At 73.4% G+C, this 21,209-nt stretch carries 16 protein-coding genes and 1 pseudogene; 9 read left to right on the top strand and 8 right to left on the bottom strand.

All coding sequences use genetic code 11. The annotated features are described in order from the left end of the window. Positions 1-107: 107 nt before the first annotated feature. Complete coding sequence (locus OG624_RS02525; protein WP_371638982.1) at positions 108-4,928, bottom strand: hypothetical protein; 4,821 nt, start codon at positions 4,926-4,928, stop codon at positions 108-110. Between the two features lie 206 nt (positions 4,929-5,134). Between OG624_RS02525 and nadE the strand changes: the two genes are divergently transcribed. The 3 genes from nadE (at position 5,135) to OG624_RS02510 (ending at position 8,145) form a co-directional block, all read left to right on the top strand. Further along, the gene (gene nadE / locus OG624_RS02520) at positions 5,135-5,965 is read left to right on the top strand and encodes an ammonia-dependent NAD(+) synthetase (protein WP_352164985.1); all 831 of its coding nucleotides are present in this window, start codon (positions 5,135-5,137) and stop codon (positions 5,963-5,965) included. 129 nt (positions 5,966-6,094) lie between these two features. Further along, positions 6,095-7,324, top strand: coding sequence for a SpoIIE family protein phosphatase (locus OG624_RS02515; protein WP_371594571.1), 1,230 nt, complete (start codon positions 6,095-6,097; stop codon positions 7,322-7,324). Positions 7,325-7,383: 59 nt separating this feature from the next. Continuing rightward, positions 7,384-8,145 carry a GNAT family N-acetyltransferase gene (locus tag OG624_RS02510; protein WP_371638981.1) on the top strand — a complete coding sequence of 254 codons (762 nt, stop codon included), beginning with the start codon at positions 7,384-7,386 and terminating at the stop codon, positions 8,143-8,145. A gap of 14 nt (positions 8,146-8,159) precedes the next feature. Here OG624_RS02510 and OG624_RS02505 read toward each other — a convergent pair whose 3' ends face one another. Beyond that, the gene (locus OG624_RS02505; protein ID WP_352164984.1) at positions 8,160-8,960 is read right to left on the bottom strand and encodes an arylamine N-acetyltransferase family protein; all 801 of its coding nucleotides are present in this window, start codon (positions 8,958-8,960) and stop codon (positions 8,160-8,162) included. A 248-nt stretch (positions 8,961-9,208) separates the two neighbouring features. Here OG624_RS02505 and OG624_RS02500 point away from each other — a divergent pair, with 248 nt between their 5' ends. Both OG624_RS02500 and OG624_RS02495 read left to right on the top strand, forming a co-directional pair. After that, positions 9,209-9,607 (top strand): hypothetical protein, encoded by a 399-nt coding sequence (locus OG624_RS02500; RefSeq protein ID WP_371638980.1) that lies wholly within the window; start codon positions 9,209-9,211, stop codon positions 9,605-9,607. A 191-nt stretch (positions 9,608-9,798) separates the two neighbouring features. Continuing rightward, positions 9,799-9,969: pseudogene (locus tag OG624_RS02495) on the top strand (transposase family protein); the annotation flags it as partial. Between the two features lie 113 nt (positions 9,970-10,082). Here the strand turns inward: OG624_RS02495 and OG624_RS02490 are convergent. The 5 genes from OG624_RS02490 to OG624_RS02470 form a co-directional block, all read right to left on the bottom strand. Next, the gene (locus OG624_RS02490; protein ID WP_371638979.1) at positions 10,083-10,625 is read right to left on the bottom strand and encodes an SMI1/KNR4 family protein; all 543 of its coding nucleotides are present in this window, start codon (positions 10,623-10,625) and stop codon (positions 10,083-10,085) included. A gap of 290 nt (positions 10,626-10,915) precedes the next feature. Next, positions 10,916-11,431 carry a hypothetical protein gene (locus OG624_RS02485; protein WP_371638978.1) on the bottom strand — a complete coding sequence of 172 codons (516 nt, stop codon included), beginning with the start codon at positions 11,429-11,431 and terminating at the stop codon, positions 10,916-10,918. Positions 11,432-11,542: 111 nt separating this feature from the next. Next, positions 11,543-13,102, bottom strand: a complete 1,560-nt coding sequence (locus OG624_RS02480) for a serine/threonine protein kinase (protein ID WP_371638977.1) — start codon at positions 13,100-13,102, stop codon at positions 11,543-11,545. A gap of 145 nt (positions 13,103-13,247) precedes the next feature. Continuing rightward, positions 13,248-13,565: a DUF4190 domain-containing protein gene (locus OG624_RS02475; protein ID WP_371638976.1), complete on the bottom strand. Its 318-nt coding sequence runs from the start codon at positions 13,563-13,565 to the stop codon at positions 13,248-13,250. Next, on the bottom strand, positions 13,562-13,753 hold the full coding sequence (locus OG624_RS02470; protein WP_033225264.1) for a hypothetical protein: 192 nt from the start codon (positions 13,751-13,753) through the stop codon (positions 13,562-13,564). Before OG624_RS02470 ends, OG624_RS02475 begins: the two co-directional genes overlap by 4 nt. Positions 13,754-13,852: 99 nt before the next feature. Here OG624_RS02470 and OG624_RS02465 point away from each other — a divergent pair, with 99 nt between their 5' ends. Continuing rightward, a complete protein-coding gene (locus OG624_RS02465) occupies positions 13,853-14,476 on the top strand; it encodes a TetR family transcriptional regulator (RefSeq protein WP_033225265.1) in 624 nt (207 codons plus the stop codon). A 29-nt stretch (positions 14,477-14,505) separates the two neighbouring features. On the opposite strand, the gene OG624_RS02460 is transcribed toward OG624_RS02465, so the two are convergent. Beyond that, the gene (locus tag OG624_RS02460; RefSeq protein ID WP_371638975.1) at positions 14,506-16,557 is read right to left on the bottom strand and encodes an MMPL family transporter; all 2,052 of its coding nucleotides are present in this window, start codon (positions 16,555-16,557) and stop codon (positions 14,506-14,508) included. A gap of 326 nt (positions 16,558-16,883) precedes the next feature. Between OG624_RS02460 and OG624_RS02455 the strand changes: the two genes are divergently transcribed. The 3 genes from OG624_RS02455 to OG624_RS02445 all read left to right on the top strand — a co-directional run bounded on the left by OG624_RS02455 (position 16,884) and on the right by OG624_RS02445 (position 21,203). Next, positions 16,884-18,167, top strand: a complete 1,284-nt coding sequence (locus OG624_RS02455) for an AI-2E family transporter (RefSeq protein WP_371638974.1) — start codon at positions 16,884-16,886, stop codon at positions 18,165-18,167. 42 nt (positions 18,168-18,209) lie between these two features. Continuing rightward, positions 18,210-18,356: a hypothetical protein gene (locus OG624_RS02450; protein WP_371638973.1), complete on the top strand. Its 147-nt coding sequence runs from the start codon at positions 18,210-18,212 to the stop codon at positions 18,354-18,356. 447 nt (positions 18,357-18,803) lie between these two features. Next, positions 18,804-21,203 (top strand): SpoIIE family protein phosphatase, encoded by a 2,400-nt coding sequence (locus tag OG624_RS02445; RefSeq protein ID WP_371640820.1) that lies wholly within the window; start codon positions 18,804-18,806, stop codon positions 21,201-21,203. The last annotated feature ends 6 nt before the right edge of the window (positions 21,204-21,209 follow it).

Below are 21,209 nucleotides of genomic sequence, written 5' to 3'. Positions count from 1 at the left end.
AGCCTCGCAGGCCGCGACCGCGGCGCGTACCTGATTTCCCTCCAGGGGCCGGCCTCCACCGGCCGGCTCGACTGCATGAGGCGCCGCTTCCGTCGAGTACCGGATGTTCACGAGCCACCGGCGGACCTCCGTTGCCAGGCCTGCGCGAACATCTCGTGCAGGGGAGCCGTCGGCAGCACCCGGCCGAAGGGGGCGCGGATCGAGGTGCTCCACAGGGGGCGCACCTGATGGCTCGCCAGTTTCACCGTCTCCAGCGGCAGGTTCGGTGCCTTCAGCTCGGTCCATTCCCCAGGCAGGAACACGGTCCGGCCCGCCCGCGCCCGCTTGGCCTCCATGACCGCGCCGGAGGCGAGGAGTTCCGCGCGGACCTCCTTGTGCCGCTTCGCGGTCCAGCCGTTCCACCGGCGTACGTTCCGGTCGGTGGGCGTGGCCAGCGTCGCCACCTGGAGGTACAGCGCCGCCGCGTCCGCGCCCACACCGAGCTCGGCCGCCACCCGGGTGACCAGCTCCGGACAGGACCGCCGCGGATCCGCCTCGTACGCACCGGCCGGAACCGGTCCGGAGCGGGCCCGGATCATCATCCGCTCCAGCCCGCCACCGGCCAGCAGTGGCGCCACCCGGTCCAGTTCCTCGGCGAGGTCCGTGACCTCCCGGACCCGCCGCCACACCTCGGGGTCGGCGACCGCCGCGGGCCGCAGGAACGAGGCACCACCGGGCGCGCACACCACCAGGGCCCCGGAGTCGTACGCGGTCACCGGAGCTGGTCCTTCCTCCTCGCGGTCACCCATCGCCACCGGCAACGACTCGGGCCCGAACCGCTCGGCGATCCGCGCCGAGGTGTCCTGGACCCGGCCGCCGGGCAGCGCCAGCAGCAGCTCGGGGCGCGCCAGTTCGGCCCGTAGCCGCTCGTACACGTCCATCGCGCCCGCCACCGCGGGATCCCCGACGGGCCGGTCCGTCCAGGCCCACACCAGCGCGCTCGCGATGTCGGCGAGGTCGAGGCCCACCGGGGTGCCGTACGGCAGCTCAAGCCCGGCCGGGGGCACGGCCCGGACCCCCACACCGATGCCGTACGGGGTCGCCGCCGGCTCCCAGTCGGCCGCCTCCACGGTCGTGTCCGCCGCGGCCGCGTAACCGTCCGCCAGCCGACGGGCCCACACCTCCCCGAGTCCCAGGTCGGTCTCCAGGGCGTCCGCCGCCTCGTCGTGGACGGCCGGCAACGTCCCGAGCAGCTCCCGCCACACCCCGGCCATCCGCTCCGCGGCCGCGTCGACCCCGCCCGGCCGCCACAGTGCGGCCGGGTCCTCGGGCAGGGCCGCGGCCAGCACGGCCCGCTGCCCCGCGCACCCGAGCCGCGCGCGCAGCTCCTCGTACGCCACGGCCGTCATCGCGGTCGCCCGGTACGGGGCCCTGCCCGCCAGGGCACGGTCCTCGTCCCGGTGGCCCCGGCCGACCAGACCGGCCACGACGAGCCGGGCCACGGCCCGCCTGACACCGGTCAGTTCCGCGAAGCGCGCGGCCGCCGACTCCGGCACCGGGACGGGCCCGAGCTCCTCGACCGCCGCGACCAGGGCCCGCAGCCGGGCGGCGTCGTCCCGCCGCACCCGGACCGGGCGGGCCTGAGCGACGGCCGCCGGTACGGGATCACCGTCCGGGTCCTCGGCCCCGGGCGCCACGAACCAGCACGCCGCACCCCCGGCCCGCACCGCGGCGGACGCCACCGCCGTCCCGCCGGCCCGCAGCTCCTCCAGGGCGGCCGAGTCGGACACGCGGCCCACCCACCAGCGGCTGCCCGCACGGGCGAACGGCTGGTCGGCCCAGGTGTCGAGGAGCGCGAGCAGAGCGGCCCGGTCCGTGTCCGGGGTCGGCGCCACCGCCGCCCGCCACGCCACGGCGTCGATCGAGCCCAGCAGCTGCGACCAGTCCCGCGGCGGCGCCGGCGGCGAGAGCCGCCGCACCTCCTCCACGATCGTCCCGGCCAGGCAGGCACCGTCGGCGGCCAGCGCGTCGAGCGTCGCCGGCAGGGCCACGTCCTGGGTCCGGCGGTGCGCGTCGGCCTCGTCGTCCGTGACCAGCCCGAACAGCGCGGGCAGCAGCTCGGTGTCCCGCGTGGACCGGCGCGGCACGATCGGCGGCGCCTCGGCGAGGAGGGACACGCGCCGGTGCAGGGCCCGCCGCCGCTCCTCCACTCGGGCGGCGCGGCCTGCGACCGCCACGACCGCGTCGACCAGTACCGGGTCGGTGACCTCCGGCAACTCCCGGGCCACGGCGGCGCGCAGCGCCTCCGTACCGTCGAGGGCCGCCGAGAGCAGGGTGTCCGCCGTCCGCCGGCCCACGCCCCGCAGCGCCCGCGACCCGGCCGCGTCACGCGTGCGCAGCAGGTACCAGAAGGCGGGCGGCAGGGCCACGCCTCCCGACACGGTGGCCTTCCGGGGCGGCCTCACCCGCGGGTGCTTGAGCGAGTGGTGCCCTTCCAGCTCCCACAGCAGCACACCGTCGGCGGTGTACGCGCGGACCCCCGTACGGGTCTGTGCCTCCGCGAGGACCACGTCCTCCACCGCGCCCTCCGGCGCGGCCCACAGCCCCCACGGTTCCTGCCCCGGCCGGTCGATGTCGAAGCGCGCCGTACGCCCGTCCACGCTCTCCACCAGGTAGTGGTCGGGCGCGTGGTCGCGGTGCCGGGTCCGGAACAGCACGCGCGTCCCGACCAGCCCGTCCCGGCTGCCCAGCGGGGAGTCGGACAGCCCGGCGGGCAGCGGCGCCAGCTGCAGCGCCTCCGAGGCCAGGCTCATCCCCACCTCGGACGGCTCCGCACCCGGATCGGCGCTCGGGGCACGGCCGGGGAAGTCCGGCAGCGGCAGGGATCCGCGGCGCTCCCCGGTGACCGGGTCGACCACCTCCCACGGCTGCCGCCCGTAGATCTGGTTGGTCCAGATCCGGGAGCCGTCGCCGAGCAGCAGTTCCTCGCTGTCGATGCCCTCGGTGTCACCGGGCCGCAGCACGCGCAGGCCGCTGTGGCGCCCGCCCCCGTCGGCGCTCTCGAACTGGAAGCCGTACGCCCCGTCCAGGCTGCCGCCGTACGGCAGCAGCCCGCCCACCTGCCGCGGCTCGAACGGCTCCTCGGGGCGGTCGGCCCAGACGGCGGTGTCGCAGAAGGGCGGGTGCGCCTTGAGGCTCCAGCTCACCAGGAAGGAGCCGCCCACGTAGTGCACGGTGAACAGGCCGGCCTCCTCGGGAACCGTGAACCGGCAGGAGCCCCGCTCCCCGTCCGGGGCGACGGCGACCGCCCGGTCGCGCCCGAACACCGTCAGCACCGGCCAGGTACACGTCACTCCGACCACGCCCGGCAGGGGAGGTCGCACCGCCACGCGCGCCCCGCCGACCCCGCCGACCCCGTCCATTCCGTCCGTCCCGTCCGCCGCGGGATCAACGGGCTCCGCGGGTTCGGCGGTCTCCGCGAACCCCGCGTACACCGACTCCAGGGCCGGCCAGGCCAGTTCCTCCGGCAGACCGGCCGCCAGCGAGCGCCGCAGGGTGCCCGCCGCACCCGCCCCGGCGAGGGCTTCGACGATTCCGCCGAGAGCCGTCACCGTCGGCCGGTCCAGCAGCGTCTCCAGCTCGGCCATGGCCTCCTCGGCCCCCGCCGTACCGCCGCCGCCGACGGTGTCGACGAGTTTGCCGACCCGCACGGCGACCTCGTCGGCGATGCCCGCGTTGCCCGGCAGCAGGGTCACCGCCGACCCGGGGAGGCGCCCGCGCGTCGACCAGTGGTCGGGGAGCAGATCGGTGTGGACCGTGCCCTCCAGCCGGGGGCCGAACACCGGGTCCGCGGCCAGGGCGACGAGATCCCGCCGGGACCGGTCCCCCCAGAAGCGCATCCGCACCTCCGGGCCGGGGTCGACCACCGCGGCCCCGGCCGCCAGGCAGGCGTCCAGCACGTCCGCGTCGAAGCCCTGGTAGTGGTACCGGGTGGTGTGCACCGTCAGCGGGGTGCCGGCCGTCCGCAGGCGTGGCCCCAATCGGCCGATCAGGTCGAGGAACTCCGCCGGCAGCGGCTGCCGGGAGACCCCGCCGCCGGACTGCAGCGCGTACTGGTACATGCGGACGAACTGTCCGACCCAGTGCGGCAGTCCGCCCTCCGGCACCACTCGCCCGGCCGCCATCGCCTCCGCCGCCCCGCAGCCGATCAGCATCCGTAGCCAGGCCCCGCCGTCGGTGGGCCCGGTCGGGAACACCTCGACCAGTCCGGCCCGCACGGCGTCCGTCGGCGGATGGGCTGTCAGGACCGGCTCCGCGGCGCTCAGCAGTGCCTCGGGCACCGACTTCCCGCGGGTGACCGACAGGATCGCGCCCACCATCCGCGCGGCCTCGCCGTCCCCGTGCCCGGCCGCCTTGGCCGACGCCCGGACCCGGCGCACCAGATCCGCCGGCAGGTCCGCCCGCGAGCCCGTCCACGCGGTCAGGAACGCCTCCAGGGCCGTGTGCGCCGCCGCCGGATCCAGCGTCTCGGCGAGGAAACGCTGGTGCGCTCCGAACTCCTTGGCCGGCATGGCCCCGCCCGCCGCGAACAGCAGGGCGTTGGCCCGGCGGTAGCCGGGATCCACCGGCAGCCCGTGCTCGGCCTCGGCCGCGCGCGCCGCCGCGTACGCCCGCCCGCCCGGCCGGCTCCCGTGGCCGATCAGCCGATGGCCCACCGTGTCCCAGAACCACGGCAGGTGCGCCGGCGGCAACCGCCGCGCCCGCGCCGTCATCGTGTCGACGAACCGGCCGGGCTTGTCGCGGGACCGGCCGAGCTCGGTGTACATGTCCTCGACCAGTTCCCGCGCCACCGCGGCCGCACCCGGGTCCTGGGCGGCGACCCAGTCGGCGTACGTGGTCGAGGCGTGCGTACCGGAGGCGGGCAGGAGGGCATCGAGCGAGACGATCATGCTTCGCATCGTCGCACGGGCCACCGACACGGCCCGGCCGGGCCCGGGACCTCAGGCCGGGCCGCCGGGCGACGTCCGCCGGGCCATGGGCGCCGGGCCATGGGCGCCCGGCCTTCCTCTAGAGTGCTTCCGTCCCGTACACGTGACTGTGACCCCGGCCGGGCGGCGCGTGCCGACCCGCGTACGGGCCCGAGCGAGGAGCAACCGTGACCGACCTGGCGTCCATATCCCTGCAGCAGGAGATCGCCCGCGATCTCCAGGTGAGCGCGTCCTTCGACGTACGGCAGGAGATCGAGCGCCGAGTGGCCTTCCTCGCCGAGCGGCTGACCTCCACGGGCCTGCGCGCACTGGTCCTGGGCATCAGCGGCGGAGTGGACTCCACGACCGCCGGCCGGCTCTGCCAGCTCGCCGTCGAGCGGGCCCGCGCCGCCGGACACGAAGCGACGTTCTTCGCCATGCGCCTGCCCTACGGCACCCAGGCCGACGAGAAGGACGCGCAGCTGGCGCTGGACTTCATCCGCGCCGACCGGGTCCTGACGGTGGACGTGAAGTCCGCGAGCGACGCCGCCCTGGAAGCGGCGCTGGCCGGCGGCACGGTCTTCCGCGACGCGCACCACCAGGACTTCGTGCACGGCAACATCAAGGCCCGGCAGCGCATGATCGCCCAGTACACGGTGGCGGGCGCGCACGACGGTCTGGTGGTCGGCACCGACCACGCCGCCGAAGCCGTCTCCGGCTTCTTCACCAAGTTCGGTGACGGCGCCGCCGACGTCGTCCCGCTCACCGGCCTCACCAAGCGGCGGGTACGCGCCCTCGCCCAGGAGCTGGGCGCCCCCGCCGAGCTGGTGCACAAGACCCCGACCGCGGACCTGGAGACGCTCGACCCGGGCAAGCCCGACGAGGACGCGCTCGGCGTCAGCTACGACGACATCGACGACCTCCTGGAGGGCAAGCCCGTCGAGGGGACCGCCTTCGCGGCCATCGTCACCCGCTACCGCCTCACCGAGCACAAGCGACAGCTGCCGATCGCCCCCTGAGTCGCCCCGCGTCGGCCCGGCATTGAGCCGAACGGCTCAATGCCGGGCCGACGACGAGCCCCGCCCGCACCGCCGCACCTATCGTGGGAAAGACCTCATGATCGGGCGGCGGCGTGCGAACAGGTGGACGTGGACGGATCCGGGATCGACTACCAGGCGGTCTTCCGAGCCCACCCGGGCGCGGTCGCCCTGCTCACGCCTGACCTGGTCTACGTGGACGTCAACGAGTCCTTCGTGGCGACCTCCGGCCGCACCCGCGAGCAGCTCATCGGCCACTACCTGTTCGACGTCTTCCCCGACAACCCCACCGATCCCGCGGCCACCGGAATGCGCAACCTGCGCGCCTCCCTGGAGCGGGTCGCGTCCACCGCCGAGCCCGACACGATGGCCGTGCAGCGCTACGACGTCGAGTCCCCCGACCGGCCGGGGGAGTGGCAGGAGCGGTACTGGAGCCCGATCAACGTCCCCGTCCTCGCCCCCGACGGAACCGTGGCCCTCCTGCTGCACCGGGTGGAAGAGGTCACCGAACTGATCCGGGCCCGTGGCGGCCCCACCGGCAGGGACCGCGCCGCCGAGGTCCTGGAGGCAGAGCTCTACACCCGCGCCCGGGAGCTCCAGGCGGTCAACGAACGCCTGCGCCGCACCCACGCCCACGAGCGGGAGGTGGCCCTCCACCTCCAGGAGTCGCTGCTGCCCGCGCCGCGCCCGCTCGGCCACCATCGGGCCGCGGTGCGCTACCGGCCGGCCACCGAGGCCTTGAACGTGTGCGGCGACTGGTACGACCTCGTCGACCAGCCCGGACGCACGGCCCTCGCCGTCGGTGACGTCGTCGGCCACGGACTCGGCGCGGCGGGCGTCATGGGCCAGCTCCGTAGCGCCCTGTCCGCCGCCTCCCGCGTCGCGGACGGCCCGGCCCAGGCCCTGGAAGTCCTGGGTCTGTACGCCCGCGACGTCGAGGGCGCCGAGTCCACCACCGCCGTGTCCGTCTTCATCGACTGGAAGAGCCGCACCCTCGCCTACAGCAGCGCGGGTCACCCCCCGCCCGTCCTGTGTCACCCCGACGGGACCATCACCTTCCTCGACCAGGCCACGGACCCCCCGCTCGGCGCCCGACCCGAACACACCCGCCGCCCCGAGGCACAGGTCGCCTTCACCGAAGGCGCCACCCTCGCCCTGTACACCGACGGCCTCATCGAACGCCGCCGTGAGGACATCGACGTAGGTCTGGGAAGGCTCGCCGAAGCCCTCGTACGGCACCGCGGCGACGGCCCCGACGCACTCGCCGACGCCCTGCTGGCCGAGCTCATCCCCGAGGTCGGCGTCACCGACGACACCGCGCTGGTCATCCTCCGTCTGTGACGCACGGCCCGCGCGGGAATTCGCAGGCGTCCGCGGCCCGGGCTGCATAGGCTCGGCCCATGCCGAGCCCAGCACTCCAGCGCGTCAACACCTTCCTGTCGGACTTCGCCCGCCGCCAGGCCGCGCGCACCGTGGCCCTCCCCGGCGGGTTCGCCGTGTACGACGACGCGTTCGTACAGTCCCGTGCGAACAATCAGGTCGTCATCGACGCGGCCGTCGACCCCGAGGCGCTGCCCGCCCTCGCGGAGGAAGCCCTGGGGCAGTTGCCGCACCGGCTGATCTCCGTACTCGACGACGACACCGGCAAGGCGTGCGCGGAGCCGCTGCTCCGGGCCGGATACACCCACTCCACCTACCTCGTGATGCTGCACACCGGCCCGGTGCCCGACGCCGGACCCGCCCAGGAGGTGGACCTCGACGCGCTGCGCGTTCCGCTGACCCGGCGCTGGCGGGGCTTCCTCCCGGACGTCGACGACGAGGTGCTGCGCCAGCTCGTCGACCGGCGCGAGGCCCGCCGGCGCGGGGCGGACATCGTACGGTTCATCGGCGCCCGCACGGAGGCGGGCGAGGTCGCCTCGTGGGCCGACCTCTATGTCGACCGGGAGACCGGCACCGCCCAGATCGAGGACCTGATCACCTCGGAGGCCCACCTCGGGCGCGGCTACGCCGACGCCGTCCTGGCGGGCGCCCTGAGCCGGGCCGCGGCCCGCGACAGCGACTTCCGCTTCCTGACCGCCGATGCCATGGATTGGCCGCGCCACTGGTACGAGCGGCGTGGCTTCGTCGTGATCGGCCACTCGCACGCCTTCGAACGCGGCTGACGCCCCCGAGGCCGTCAGGGGCGCGGGTGGAGGGGGACCGGGACGCGGGGCAGGTCGATGCCGAAGTGGGTGCGGTAGGCCGCCAACACCTCGGCGTCGTCGGTCAGGGTCCGCTCGGTCCGTTCCCCGTCGGCCGTGACCGTCAGGACGCGGTCGCTGAGGGTGGTCCGGCCGGCCTCCGTCAGCAGTGAGCACACCGGCTTGCGGGTGAAACCGGACACGGGCGAGGTGCTGTGCCACCACGCGCCGGTCACGAAGTCGGCGAGGACCCGGGTGCGGGTCTCCAGCCGGTACCGGGGCACGCCGTTCTGGAGGACGTCGAGGTCCCCGTGGCGGCCGTCGACCGGCACGATCCGGAACACGCCGCCCGGGTCGCTCTGCTCGCCGGGCTCGTCGAAGGCCAACGGGAAGTGGCTGTGGTCGCCGAAGCCCACGTCCACCAGCCACGGACGACCGTCCTCGCACTCCACGCGCAGCGCCAGGTGGTCGTACGGGATGCCCGGTCCGCCGTCGGCCGAGTGCACCCGGGCCTGCAACAGCTCCACCCGGTAACCCAGGGACCGCAGCAGCAGCGCGAACACGCCGTTCAGCTCGTAACAGAACCCGCCGCGACCGCCGTGCAGCAGCTTGTCGAGCAGCGCCTCGCCCTCCAGCACGATCTCCTGTCCGAGGTGGATGGACAGGCTCTCGAAGGGAACGGTCCGCAGGTGCCGCAGGTGCAGGTCGCGCAGGGCGGCCGCACTCGCCGACCCGGGCCGCTCGGCCCCGATCCGCCGCAGGTAGGCGTCAACGCGTGACGCGGAGAACTCTTCCATCCCACCAGTCTCGCAACCTGCCCCCCGCCCCGGCCATACCCGGCCGGATCCGGATCCGAGGCCTGGTGGCGCCGGGACAGGCTGAAAAGGTACATGGCGGTCCCACCCGAACGCCGAGCTCCCAGCGGCACGGCCTGATCCGAACAGGTCATCGGACAACCACATCGTGGTCGCGTTGCGCCTCCCTTGCTGCCTGTTGTTGGTAGTCACAGAAGGAGAAAGCCATCCCTTCCAGCGACGGAGAGAACATGCATGTGAGCCGGTTCGTCACCATCCTTACCTCCACGGCCATCACCGCGCTGCTGGGCATGGCAGGGGCTCATGCCCAGGAGGGGCCTCGCCCCAGTGGTCCGGTGCCGGTTCCCGTCAAACACGGCGACAAGGGTCAAACCGGAGTTTCCGGCTACGAGATCGTGCGCCAGGACGGTGTCCCCGTCGATCCGAACGGCTTCGAGCAGGTCGTGGTCACGTGTCCGGCGGGCAGGAAGGTCCTCGGGGGTGGGTTCGTCGGTAACGGGGCCAAGCTGCTGACGATCCGGTCGTTCCCCGGCGCGGGCGGCACTTCGTGGATCGTCACCGTGCAGAACACCGACACCGTGCCCCTCGGCTACAGCGGCTATGCCATCTGCGCGAACGTTCAAAGCTAGGCCGCGAGGCCCGGACGACGGGGCGGCGGCACGCGAGGGCCCCGCTCGTCACCTTGGCTGCGCCATCCCGATGTACGCCGGTGATACGGATTGCATCAACGGTCGACGACGAGCCGGTGTTCTGCACCGGCGCCAACGGCTTGCCGCCGCCGTCCGGCGAGCGCGTCGGCTCAAGCTGGTCGTGGCCGACTCCCGCGGGCGACCTGCTGTGGATCTCACCCGCACTGCCCGGCCGCACCCACGACCTGACCGCCGCTCGCACCCACCGCATCATCCGGATCTGCGAACGCCAGGGTGTCCCCGTCCTCGCCGACCGTGCCTACATCGGGGCCGGCCCCTGGGTGACCACACCGTTCGGACGGCTCACCGGGTCGACCTCGACGGATTCACCGCTCCCACGCCGTAACCGGATCATGAGAAGTGCCCCCGGCCGTTCTTCGGTTCCGGGGGCACCTCCGTTCACGGCCTCGGGGCCTCACGACCAGACAAGTCGCCCTTCGACAACCGAACAGATCGGATAGCCCCCCGCGCCGATCCTCGTCAGCATCTCCGCCACAGAGTCGAAGTAGTCAGCCAATGACGCGTACTCGCCGGTGACCGTGGGCGCACCCACGAACCATCTGCCGATACGTCCGTCCCTCGCGTCGATGAACTGTCCCATCCAGCCGTCCTGATCCGACTTGAACGGGATCCACTCCTCGCGCCATTCGCCCCCACCGGACAAGGGGTGATTCGCGTAGAACCTCTCCATCGCCCGGATGCCCAGAAAGAAGCTCCCCTCGTCCGGGAACCCGGCGTAACCGCAGCAGGCGACGTCGTCGTCCACCTCGTCCTCGGGAAGATCCAGGTTGTTCTGCAACAGCCACGCCCGCAGTTCCTGAGGCAATGAGAGACCCGTGCGCTCCTCGGCGGCCGCGAGCATCCGCTCCGTGGCCGGGCCGGGCAGGTCCGCGTGATCGGCCGGAGCATACTCCCGGAGGAGATTCATTACGCGGGACCAGCTCTCCACCACACGCATTCCCCGCTGCCTCTCTGCACGGATTCGCTATCCATCCCACTCAACGGGCTCACCTACGGTAGTTCGAACACCTCCCTCAACGGCGCGGGAGCCCCGTGCGTCGCGGTCCTCAACCCGACTCGACCCGAGTCACCCGATCAGTGGCCACTGTGAAAAAGCTCAGTAAGTCGCCGTCAGCAGCATTCTGTTCTCCGGTGCCAAGGCCCCATGGCCGGCCCTTGCGCACTGCGTCGGCTCCCTCGTCGCCGCTGCAGGCTCACCGGCTTGTCGAACAGGCGATGGCTCCAGGCTCACGGGAGGGCGCTGGTCACCCCGTCGACGATCATCATCCACATCGGCTGTGCGCCCGTGCCGAACGCCGAGGCGAGGGCGTATCCGATCGCCGCGTCCGCCGGGCGGATCTCGCGGTCCTCCCGCCATTCGGCGATGACCGTCTCGTCCCCGTCGGAGGAGAAGTCGCCCAGGTGCATCCCGTCGCGGGTCAGTCGGCTGCTGGGGACGGAGTCCGGGACCAGGCGGTAGTCGGCTCCGGCGTACCTCACGTCCACCCGGTACGAGTGCCTGCTCAGGCGGCCCTTCGCCGGCTGGAGTTCGACCGCCGTGTCGTCGACGCGCATCGTGAGGTGTGCCGGGTCGCGGGTGCCGATGGCGATCTGCGGGTCCGCCTCCGTCGCCGGGGCGCGCTCCAGGGTCACGCGGGGGATCGCCTCGCCGTCGACCTCGATGCGGTCCTGGCCGCCCTGGCGGACGGTGATCGCGCCGAAGCGGGTGTCCTCGATGGGGGCTCGGTCTGTTTCGTCGTTCACAGGTGTGCGTCGCTTCGGTGTGTGATGAACTGCCGGAAGGCAAAAGGGATTTTCCCTATCACCCTACCGGTTTTGATCATGCTGCGGGCCGAACCGAGGAGGAGCGGTGGATCAATCGCGCTTCCACACCTTGGCAACGGCCTCCAGGTAGTCGTCCTGGCCGTCCTGGATGTCGGTGACCTGGAGGACGAGCAGCAGGTCGGAGGAGACGCGGACGCAGATCAGGTCGTCGATGCCCCACTCGGCGTCCTCCACGAGCGTTCCGTAGTCCGAGCTCCGCTCGTCCGCGAGGCAGTCGCTGTTCAGTTCGGCGTCCCCGGACTTGAGCAGCAGGATGTCGTCCCCGGCGAGGTCCCAGTCGGGGTGCAGGTCGACATCGAAACCGTCCCCCACCTGCGCCTCCGAGAGGTCGGTGGCGTCGATGCCGTGGCCGGTGGGGAGTTGGATCTCCGCCTCGTCCGACATGGACCACCCGTCGAGCGGGTCCGTGCTCTCCGGCGCCGGATCCGTGGGGGTGCCGCCGCTGTCGTCCTGGGAGACGTAGCGCTCGGCCGCGTCCTTCCCGTTCTGTACGGCCGTGTACACGAGCGCCCCGATCGCCGCGGCCACCACCACCGCGGCGGCCGCGACGAAGGGCGCCGTACGGAACCGGGCACGGGCCCCGGCCGGGCGCGGGCCGTATCCGGGCGGGGTGGCCGGGTAGGGCTCGGCCGCCGCCACGGGGTCCACCCGCGTGGGCGCGTACCTCGGGGGTGCGGTGGCCGTCAGTGACGGGTCGGAGTCCGCCTCCAGAGCCGAGGAGGCGCGCGCGAGCAGGCTGTGCGCGACCGGGGCCGGCAGCCAGTCGGACCCGACCGGGCGGGCGTCGTCCGCCTCGGCCGACAGTTCCGTGAACAGGGCTTCCAGGGTGGGCCGTTCGGCGGGGTCCTTCGCGAGGCAGCGTCGTACGAGGTCCCGCGCGGGCCCGGAGAGGTGGTCCAGCCGTGGTTCGGAGTGCACGACCCGGTAGAGCAGGGCCGGGGTGGCGCCGGTCCCGAAGGGGCTCTCACCGCTCAGGGTGAAGGCCAGTACGGCTCCGAAGGAGAACACGTCGGAGGCGGTCCCTACCGCGCCCCCGGAGGCCTGCTCGGGCGACATGAAACCGGGGGAGCCGACGGTCATTCCGGTGCGGGTCAGCGCGCTCGCCTCGGTGGCCCGCGAGATCCCGAAGTCGATGACCCGGGGCCCGTCGGGCCCCAGCAGGACGTTGGACGGCTTCAGATCGCGGTGCACCAGTCCGGCGGCGTGCACGGCGGAGAGGGCCGCCGCCAGCCCGCGGGCCAGGGCGAGCGCCGAGGCCTCGGGGAACGGCCCGTGTTCGGCCACCGCCTCGGCGAGCGACATCCCGGGTACGAAGACCGTGCTCAGCCACGGTGTCGGATCGTCCACCCCGGCGGCGAGGACCTGTGCGGTGTACCGCCCGTCCACCGCCCGCGCGGCGGCGACCTCGCGGGCGAACCGCCGTCGGAACTCGGGATCCCGGGCCAGTTCCGGATGGACCACTTTGACGGCCACGCTGCGTCCGCCGGGCGTGCGGGCCAGATAGACCCGGCCCATGCCGCCGCTGCCGAGTCGTGCGACGACGTGGTAAGGCCCGACCTGTGTCGGGTCACCCGGTATCAACGCGTCCACTCGGCCCCCCCCGCATCGCGCCTGGTACGGCCGAATTCTAGTGGCCTGAACCATGGTCATGCAGGGGTTCCGAGGCGTTCGAGGACGGGGTGCGGGTCGCCGCCCGGCGTGGTTCCGCATGGCGCCCGACGCCGCTCGACGGAGTTCAGGCCAGGCCCCAGGACCACGTTCCGTCGGCGGTGACGAGGCAGCCGAGGACGGCCAGGTCGGCCAGGCCCAGGGCGATGCCCAGACGGGCCCGGCCGGGCCTGGTCGTGCGCCGCCGTAGGGCGAGGGCGCCGAGGACGACGGCGGTCGGGCCGAGGATCAGGTTCATCACCAGCAGCCCCACCAGGCCGAGGACGAAGCCGGTGACGGCCATCGCATCGGCCTCACGGCTACGGGTACGGGTAGGGGTCGTGGGTCGGGATCCGGTGCGGGCCCGGGTGTCGGATCGGGTGTCGGATCGGGTCAGCGGGGTCATCGCGCACCCCCGCGTCCGTGGTCGAGGCGTCCGGTCCGGCGGTGGGCCGCGAAGCGCTCGCGCGTGGCGAAGAGGGCGAGCCAGAGGGCGATGGCCAGACCGGCGACCAGGCTGACGGGCGCGGGGACATGGGCCACGGCGCCGAGGACGACGCCGAGCACCAGCAACGCACCTACGAGGAAGAGCATGAGACGTCCTTCCATTCAGGTAACAGTTGTTCACTGACTACCCGGTTCAGTTGTCGTCATGCTGGCGGCGCGCAAGTGTGACGCGGTTGACTTCGCGTCATGAGTTCGGACATCGGCTTTCGTGAGACCCAACGCCTCCGTACCCGACGCGCCCTCCTCGACGCGGCCTTGGCCGAGTTGACGGACCGCAGCCTCGGCAGCCTCGGCCTCAGAGAGGTGACCCGGGCCGCCGGAGTCGCCCCCACCGCCTTCTACCGGCACTTCCGGGGCATGGACGAGCTGGGGACCGCACTGGTCGAGGAGGCGCTGGCCAGCCTGCACGCGACGGTGCGGGACATCCTCGCCGCGACCGGCGACGCCGGTCGGCGCGGCGACGCCGTGGTGCGGCTCGTCGCCGAACTCGTGCGCAGCCGGCCCGCGCACGTCCGCTTCCTGGTCCGCGAGCGCCACGGCGGGGTGCCCGCGGTGCGCGACGCCATCGCCGGGCACCTCGACGTGCTCGCCGACGAGGTGGGCGCGGCCCTCGCGGCCGATGCCCTGGGCGCGGGCTGGGACGCCGACGACGTGACGATGCTGTCCCGGCTGCTGGTGGATCACATGTTCATGACGGCCTCGGCGTTCCTGGCCGCCTCCCTCCGGGGCGAGGACTGGGCGGCGGCCACCGGCACGGCCCGGGCCCAGCTCCGCCTGATCCACCTCGGACGCGTGAACTGGCCGGGTTGAGGCGGGCGCCGCCCCGAACTCCGGCCGCCTCAGCGATCGGCGCTCGGGCGACGGCTCAGTCGGCCCGGCCACCAGGCCGCCGGGCCGATGTCCAGGACCAGGGCGGGAACCAGGAGCGAGCGCACGATCAGGGTGTCCAGGAGGACCCCGAAGGCCACGATGAAGGCGATCTGCACGAGGAACGCCAGCGGGATGACGCTCAGCGCGGCGAACGTCGCGGCGAGGACCACCCCGGCGGACGTGATCACCCCGCCGGTGGCCGTCAGCCCCCGGGTCACCCCCTCGCGGACACCGTGGCGCAGCGACTCCTCCCGCACCCGCGACATGAGGAAGATGTTGTAGTCCACGCCAAGGGCGACGAGGAAGACGAACCCGTACAGGGGGACGGACGAATCCGTGCCGCTGAACCCGAACACGTGGCGGAAGACGAGGGCGGACACGCCCAGGGTGGCGAAGAAGTTCAGGGCCACCGTCGCCACCAGCAGCAGCGGCATCACCAGGGAGCGCAGCAGCGCCACCAGGATGATCAGGATGATGGCCAGCACCACCGGGACGATGACCTCGCGGTCGCGCTCGGCGGTCTTCTGCGTGTCGTAGGCCTGCGCGGTGTAGCCGCCCACGAGGGCCTGCGCGCCCGGCACCTGATGGACCGCTTCGCGGAGCCGAACCACCGTCTTCTTCGCGGCCGCGCTGTCCGCGGGGTCCTTCAGGACCACGTCGATCCGTACCCGGCCGGCCCGCTCGCCCCGCACGACGGCCGAGTCCACGCCCGGCGTGCCTTCGGCCTGCGCGCGTACCCGCGCCTGCCGGTCGGCGGCGGCGATCACGACGGCCGGATTGCCGGCCCCTCCCGGGAAGTGCTCGCCGAGTACCTTCTGCGCCGTCACCGAAGGGGCCTCGTTCACGAAGATCTCGTCCAGCGGAACACCGCCCGAGTGCAGCGTCGGCGCGAAGGCGGCGCACGCGAGCAGGCCCGCCAGGGCCACGGCCCAGACCCGCCGGGGAGCGCCGCCGACGAGGGCGGCGATCCGGCTCCAGATCCCGGCCGAGCCGCTCTCGGCGGTCACGTGCGCCGGCCAGTAGGCCTTGCGCCCCAGCAGCACCAGCGCCGCCGGCAGGAAGGTGAGGGCGCTCGCCACCGCGCAGACGATCCCGATGGCCCCGACGGGCCCCAGCGCCCGGTTGTTGGTCAGGTCGCTGAGGAACAGGGCGAGCAGGCCCAGGGCCACGGTGCCCGCGCTGGCCACGATCGGTCCCCAGGACTGCCGCAGGGCCGCGCGCATGGCGGCGTACCGGTCCTCGGTGTGCCCCAGTTCCTCACGGAAGCGGGCGGTCAGCAACAGCGCGTAGTCGGTGGCCGCGCCGATGACGAGGATCGAGAGGATCCCCTGGACCTGCCCGTCGACCCGGACCAGATCCGCGCGGGCCAGGGCGTAGACGATCGCGCAGGCGAGGGAGAGGGCGAACACCGCCCCGATGATGATCAACAGCGGCAGGAGGACGCTGCGGTAGACGAGCAGCAGGATGACGAGGACGGCTGCCAGCGCCACGCCCAGCAGCAGTCCGTCGATTCCGGCGAAGGCCTGCGACAGGTCGGCCCGGGTGGCCGCCGGTCCCGTCACGTGGAACGTGGTGGCCGCGACGCGGGAGCCGGCTTCCCGGATCTCGGCGACCGCCGCGGGCAGCTCGTCACCCAGGGCCGGGTCCAGGGGGACCACCGCCTGCAGCGCCCTGCCGTCGCGCGACGGCAGGACGGGGGAGGCCGAGCCGGCGGTCCAGGGCCGGCCCTCCAGCGAGGCCAGTGCGGCCCGCGCGGAGGCGGTCTGGGCCGCGGTCACCTTCGCGGCGCCGTCCGCCGTCCAGACGACCACGGCCGGCAGCGACTCCTCCTGCCGGAAGGCCCCCTGGGCCTGGGCGACCTTGGTGGATTCGGCACTGCGGGGGAGGAAGGCCGCCTGGTCGTTGGTGGACACCTCGCCGAGCTTCCCCGCGTAGGAGCCGAGGCTCCCCCCGAGGCCCAGCCAGACCACGAGGAGGAGGACGGGCAGCAGCCACCGGGCCGGTCGGGGCGAGGCGCGCATGATGCTCCTGAGTCAGGTGGGGGTGGACGGGCCATGGGCTCGATGGTCCAGAGTGGCCACGGGTGAACCCGGAAGGCGGCCGGACACGCCCCGGAGGTCGGGAGCTCACCCTCCCCGCGGCGGCGCGCGAGGGCAACGTGCAGCGTTTCTGCATCACTTGCCGCCCGGCGGACCGGGGCCCGGGGATGGCCCGCAGGGCGGCCTCGACCCACGACGAGCGACGGCGGCCGGGATCCGTGCGAACGCGATGCGAGTACCTCGGGCCGGGCCTGGCTGAGCGGCCGAATCCTGGGCAGACGGCGAGGTGGGACGTAAGGAGGTCCACGATGCCCGCGATCCGCACCTGGCCCGGCCGCGTGAAGGCCGGGGTGGCCGCGCTCGGGGAACGCCGCGCGCAGGCGCTCCACGAGGCCGAGCTGTCGGCCGAACGGGAGCGCGCGGCCGAAGCGCACCGCAGGCGCCCGCGCGACCCGGACCCCGCCCGGGCGGTGCCCTGGGGCATCCGGGTCGCGGCCGAGGCCGGCTGGCGGTTCCTGGTGCTCGCGGCCACGCTGTGGGTGGTCATGCGCGTCATCGGTTCCGTCCGGCTCGTCGTCCTCGCCTTCGTCGCCGCGCTGCTCATCACGGCCCTGCTGGAGCCGACGGTGTCCCGGCTGAACCGCGTCGGGCTCTCCCGGGGGCTCGCCACCGCCGTCACCGCGCTCTTCGGGTTCGTCGTCCTGGGGCTGATCGGCTGGTTCGTCGTCTGGCAGGTCCTGGACAACCTCGACAATCTCTCCGGGCGGCTCCAGGAAGGCATCGAGGAACTGAAACGCTGGCTCCTCGACAGCCCCCTCCACGTGACCGACCAGCAGATCAACGATGTCGCCGGGCGCCTCAGCGATGCCATCGGAACCAGCACCAGCGAGATCACCTCGACCGGACTCCAGGGCGTGACCGTCCTCGTGGAGATCCTCACCGGGATGCTGCTGGCGATGTTCTCGACGCTCTTCCTGCTGTACGACGGCAAGCGCATCTGGCGATGGACGCTCAAGCTGGTGCCCGCCGTCGCCCGGCCCGACGTGGCCGACGCGGGACCGGCGGCCTGGCGCACCCTGACCGCCTACGTACGCGGGACCATGATCGTCGCCTTCATCGACGCCCTGTTCATCGGTCTCGGCATCTACTTCCTGGGTGTGCCGCTCGCCGTCCCCATCGCCGTGGTGATCTTCCTGGCCTCGTTCGTCCCCCTCGTCGGCGCCGTCGCGTCCGGGGCGCTCGCCGTGGTCGTCGCCCTGGTCACGCAGGGGGTGTTCACCGCTCTGATGACCCTGCTGGTGGTGCTCGTCGTCCAGCAGATCGAGGGCCACGTGCTGCAGCCGTTCATCCTCGGGCGGGCCGTACGGGTCCACCCCCTCGCCGTGGTCCTGGCGGTCGCGGCCGGCGGCGTGCTGGCCGGCATCGGGGGAGCGGTCGTCGCGGTCCCCCTGGTCGCCGTGGCCAACACGGTGATCGGGCACTTGCGCGCCCACGCCGGAGACGCCGGAGACGACGCGGACGCCGAGAGCGAGGCGGAGGCCGAGGAGGAGCCGGCGGAACCGCCGACGGCGCCCCATCAGGGACCCGCCTGACGCCATGAGGCCCGGCGGCCGACCGGTCTGGACGCGGATGCGGTGATCTTCGAGGTGTACGTGCTGCGGCCGGCGGATTTCACCGGGGCTCGCGACGCCTACGTGGCGCGGGCCCGCCGGGAGAAGGACACCGCGGCGGCGGCCACGATCGGCGGACTGCGCAGGCCGACCTGGCCGTGTGGGCCGTGAACCTGCCGGCCCGTACCCGTCCCGACCTGGCCGAGGCGCTGATGCGGGCGCTGCCGCACCAGCAACACCGGGTGATCGGCGCGCTGTCCGCGGAGGCCGCGCGGCCGGCGGCCGGGGCGGGGGAGCGGCTACGGGAGACGGGGCGTCGCTCGTACCGAGCGACGCCCCGCCGAGGCCGCGGCCGCCCGGGACCGGGCCGAAGGCGTGGCGGCCGACCTGCGCGAGGAACTCTCCGCCGTGCGGCAGCGCATCGGCCGCTGGGCGGGCGGTCCGGGAGGCGCGGCGGGAGTATCGGCAGGCCGAGCAGGCGCACGCCCAGGCCGGACGGACGGCGGAGAAGGCCGCGCGCCGAGCCGAGGAACTGGACCGGAGCGAGGGCTGAGGCGAGGCGGGCCGATCGCGGATCCGCACCGGTGTCGGTGACCGTGCCATGCTCGAAGGGTGCAGATGGATCCGACGGCCCCGGGCGACGGTGCGTCTCCCGACGTACTGGCCCTGGCCAAGGTGGTGGCCAGGCTCCGGGCCGAGGTGGCGGACCTGGAGGGCCTTGCCTCCGTCGCGGGCGTGTTGGAGCGGGCCAAAGGCGTTCTGATGGCCTGGGAAGGCGTTTCGGCCGACGCGGCGTACGAGACGCTCGTCCGGCGGGCCGACAGCCGGGGGACGACCCTGATGGAGGAGTGCTGGATCACCCTCGGCGGGATCCGGCCGAAGCCCGGCCCGGCGCGTCCGACGACCCATGGCCCGGTTACGGAGAGCGGCCGTACGACCCCGCAGGGTGCCTTGCCCGCCCGCGGCTCGGACCCCCGCCCCGGCCGCGGCGACCAGGACTCCCGCACCCTGATGGCCGGCCTGGCGGTCGCGCTGACCGACGCCCGGAGCGCGGACGACGCCGCGGAGATCCTGCACGAGGCGCTGCGCCTCCCCCTCGCGGTGGACGGGGTGATGATCTACACCGTGGGCGGGGCCGGGCGGCTGGAGCTCATCGGCAACTCGGGGATCGACGAGGTACTGGCAGCGCAGTGGCGGGACGTCCCCCCGCTGTCGGGAGTCGCCGCCCTGGAGGCGATCACCTCGGGTGAGCCACGGTGGCTGGACGATCCGGAGCGCGGCGCCGAAAGGTACCGGCTCATCGGATCGCCCGAGCGATGGCCCACCCGCGCGTGGATCCCCGTACCGGGCGCGGACCCGGTCACCTGCGCCATCGGATTCTTCCGGAAGGCCTCCATCCCCTTCGGCGGCGAGGAGCGGGACGTGCTCCAGCAGGCCGTGCGCCTGAGCGGTGGCACCCTGCGGGTCTTCGGGAACCGGAGGGCCGAGCCGGCGGACCTGGACGTGACCGCCGTCCAGAGCATCCTCGACGCCGTGTCCGGGGCGGTGATCCTCCTGGCACCACTGCGGTCTCCGAGCGGTGAGGTGGAGGACTACCGGATCGAGGCGGCCGCTCCGGAGTCGGTGGACGTGGCGGGCCGCCGCGGGAGGGAGCTGGTCGGACGGCGGATCCTGGAGACCTATCCGACCGTGGCGGGCACTCCCCTGTGGCAGGGCTACCGCGACGCCCTCGACACCGGGGCGACCTACGAGGGCGAGCCGTTCTCGTACCGGGAGGTGACCGCGGGGGTGGCCGAGACATCCGTCTACTCCGTCCGCGCAGCCCGGCTGGCCGGTCGGCTGGTCGTCTCGTGGATCCGCCAGGACACCACCGCGCGCGAGGTCCGTCGGCTGGCCACCATGCAGCGCCTGGGCAACCTCGGCTGGGCCGACTGGAATCCGGTCAGGGGCACGGTCAACTGGTCCGACCAGGTGTACACGGTCCTCGACCGCTCACCGGGCCTCGGGCCCGTCCCGTTGGAAGAGCTTCCGCGGCATGTCCTGCCGGACGACCGACCCGCACTGGCCGAGGCCGTTCGGCGGTTGCTGGACGAAGGGGCTCCGATCGACCGACCCGTCCGTATCGGTACCGCCGACGGGGTACGACACCTCCGTCTGGTCGCCGAGGCCGAGACGGATGCCTACGGGGCCACGGTCGAGGTGCACGGCTTCTTCCAGGACTGCACGACACAACGGGACGCCGAGCTCGCCCTGCGGGAGAGCGAGCGCGCCGTACTGGTCCAGCGGGGCGTGCTCCAGGCCGAACGCGCCATCGCCGCACGCCTCCAGCACGCCCTGCTGCCGATCCCGGAACAGTCGATCGAGCTGGTCGGGCTGTGCGTCGACATCGCCTACATGCCCTCGGACACCGGGGTGAACGTCGGCGGAGACTGGTACAGCGCCATCGAACTCCCGGACAGGAGCGCCCTCTTCGTCGTCGGGGACGTCGCGGGCCACGGACTGGACGCCGTCGGGGCGATGGCACAGCTGCGGTTCACCGCCAAAGGCATGATCATCACCGGCTCGGCCCTGCCCGACGCCATGGACCGCCTCAACACCCTCCTCCTGCACACGGCCGCCACCACCGCGACGATGATCATGGCGCGGTACAGTCCGGCGGAACGGCGCATGGCCTGGGTCCGGGCCGGGCACCTGCCACCCCTGCTGGTGCGCGGCGGCGAGGCACGCTTCCTCCCGCTGCTGGAGGGAAACCTCCTCGGAGCGTCCTTCGACTCCGTGTACGTGCAGGACACGCTCGACCTGGAGCCCGGCGATCACCTCCTGCTCTACACCGACGGGCTCGTCGAGATCCCCGGGGAGAACATGGACCGGGCACTCGACCGGCTCGCCGTGGCCGCCGCCGAGGCCATGGGAGGGGACGCCCCGGACGCCCTGGCCCGGCTCCTGGCGGCCCTGCACCCCGCGGGGCAGGACGACGTGTGCGTGCTGGACATCCACCTGCCGGCGGACGCCGAATGAGCCGGA

It is taken from the genome of Streptomyces virginiae, assembly GCF_041432505.1.
GTDB classification, from domain to species: Bacteria; Actinomycetota; Actinomycetes; order Streptomycetales; family Streptomycetaceae; genus Streptomyces; species Streptomyces virginiae_A.
Note: the sequence above shows the minus strand (reverse complement) of the source record. Positions and strands in the feature narration are given on the sequence as shown.

What these genes read in the sequence shown, in the direction of transcription:
- OG624_RS02490 (WP_371638979.1), bottom strand. Translation starts at nt 10,625, where the DNA reads ATGCGTGTGGTGGAGAGCTGGTCCCGCGTAATGAATCTCCTCCGGGAG.
- OG624_RS02510 (WP_371638981.1), top strand. Translation starts at nt 7,384, where the DNA reads ATGCCGAGCCCAGCACTCCAGCGCGTCAACACCTTCCTGTCGGACTTC.
- OG624_RS02500 (WP_371638980.1), top strand. Translation starts at nt 9,209, where the DNA reads ATGCATGTGAGCCGGTTCGTCACCATCCTTACCTCCACGGCCATCACC.
- OG624_RS02465 (WP_033225265.1), top strand. Translation starts at nt 13,853, where the DNA reads ATGAGTTCGGACATCGGCTTTCGTGAGACCCAACGCCTCCGTACCCGA.
- OG624_RS02505 (WP_352164984.1), bottom strand. Translation starts at nt 8,960, where the DNA reads ATGGAAGAGTTCTCCGCGTCACGCGTTGACGCCTACCTGCGGCGGATC.
- OG624_RS02475 (WP_371638976.1), bottom strand. Translation starts at nt 13,565, where the DNA reads ATGACCCCGCTGACCCGATCCGACACCCGATCCGACACCCGGGCCCGC.
- OG624_RS02460 (WP_371638975.1), bottom strand. Translation starts at nt 16,557, where the DNA reads ATGCGCGCCTCGCCCCGACCGGCCCGGTGGCTGCTGCCCGTCCTCCTC.
- OG624_RS02455 (WP_371638974.1), top strand. Translation starts at nt 16,884, where the DNA reads ATGCCCGCGATCCGCACCTGGCCCGGCCGCGTGAAGGCCGGGGTGGCC.
- OG624_RS02470 (WP_033225264.1), bottom strand. Translation starts at nt 13,753, where the DNA reads ATGCTCTTCCTCGTAGGTGCGTTGCTGGTGCTCGGCGTCGTCCTCGGC.
- OG624_RS02525 (WP_371638982.1), bottom strand. Translation starts at nt 4,928, where the DNA reads ATGATCGTCTCGCTCGATGCCCTCCTGCCCGCCTCCGGTACGCACGCC.
- OG624_RS02445 (WP_371640820.1), top strand. Translation starts at nt 18,804, where the DNA reads ATGGATCCGACGGCCCCGGGCGACGGTGCGTCTCCCGACGTACTGGCC.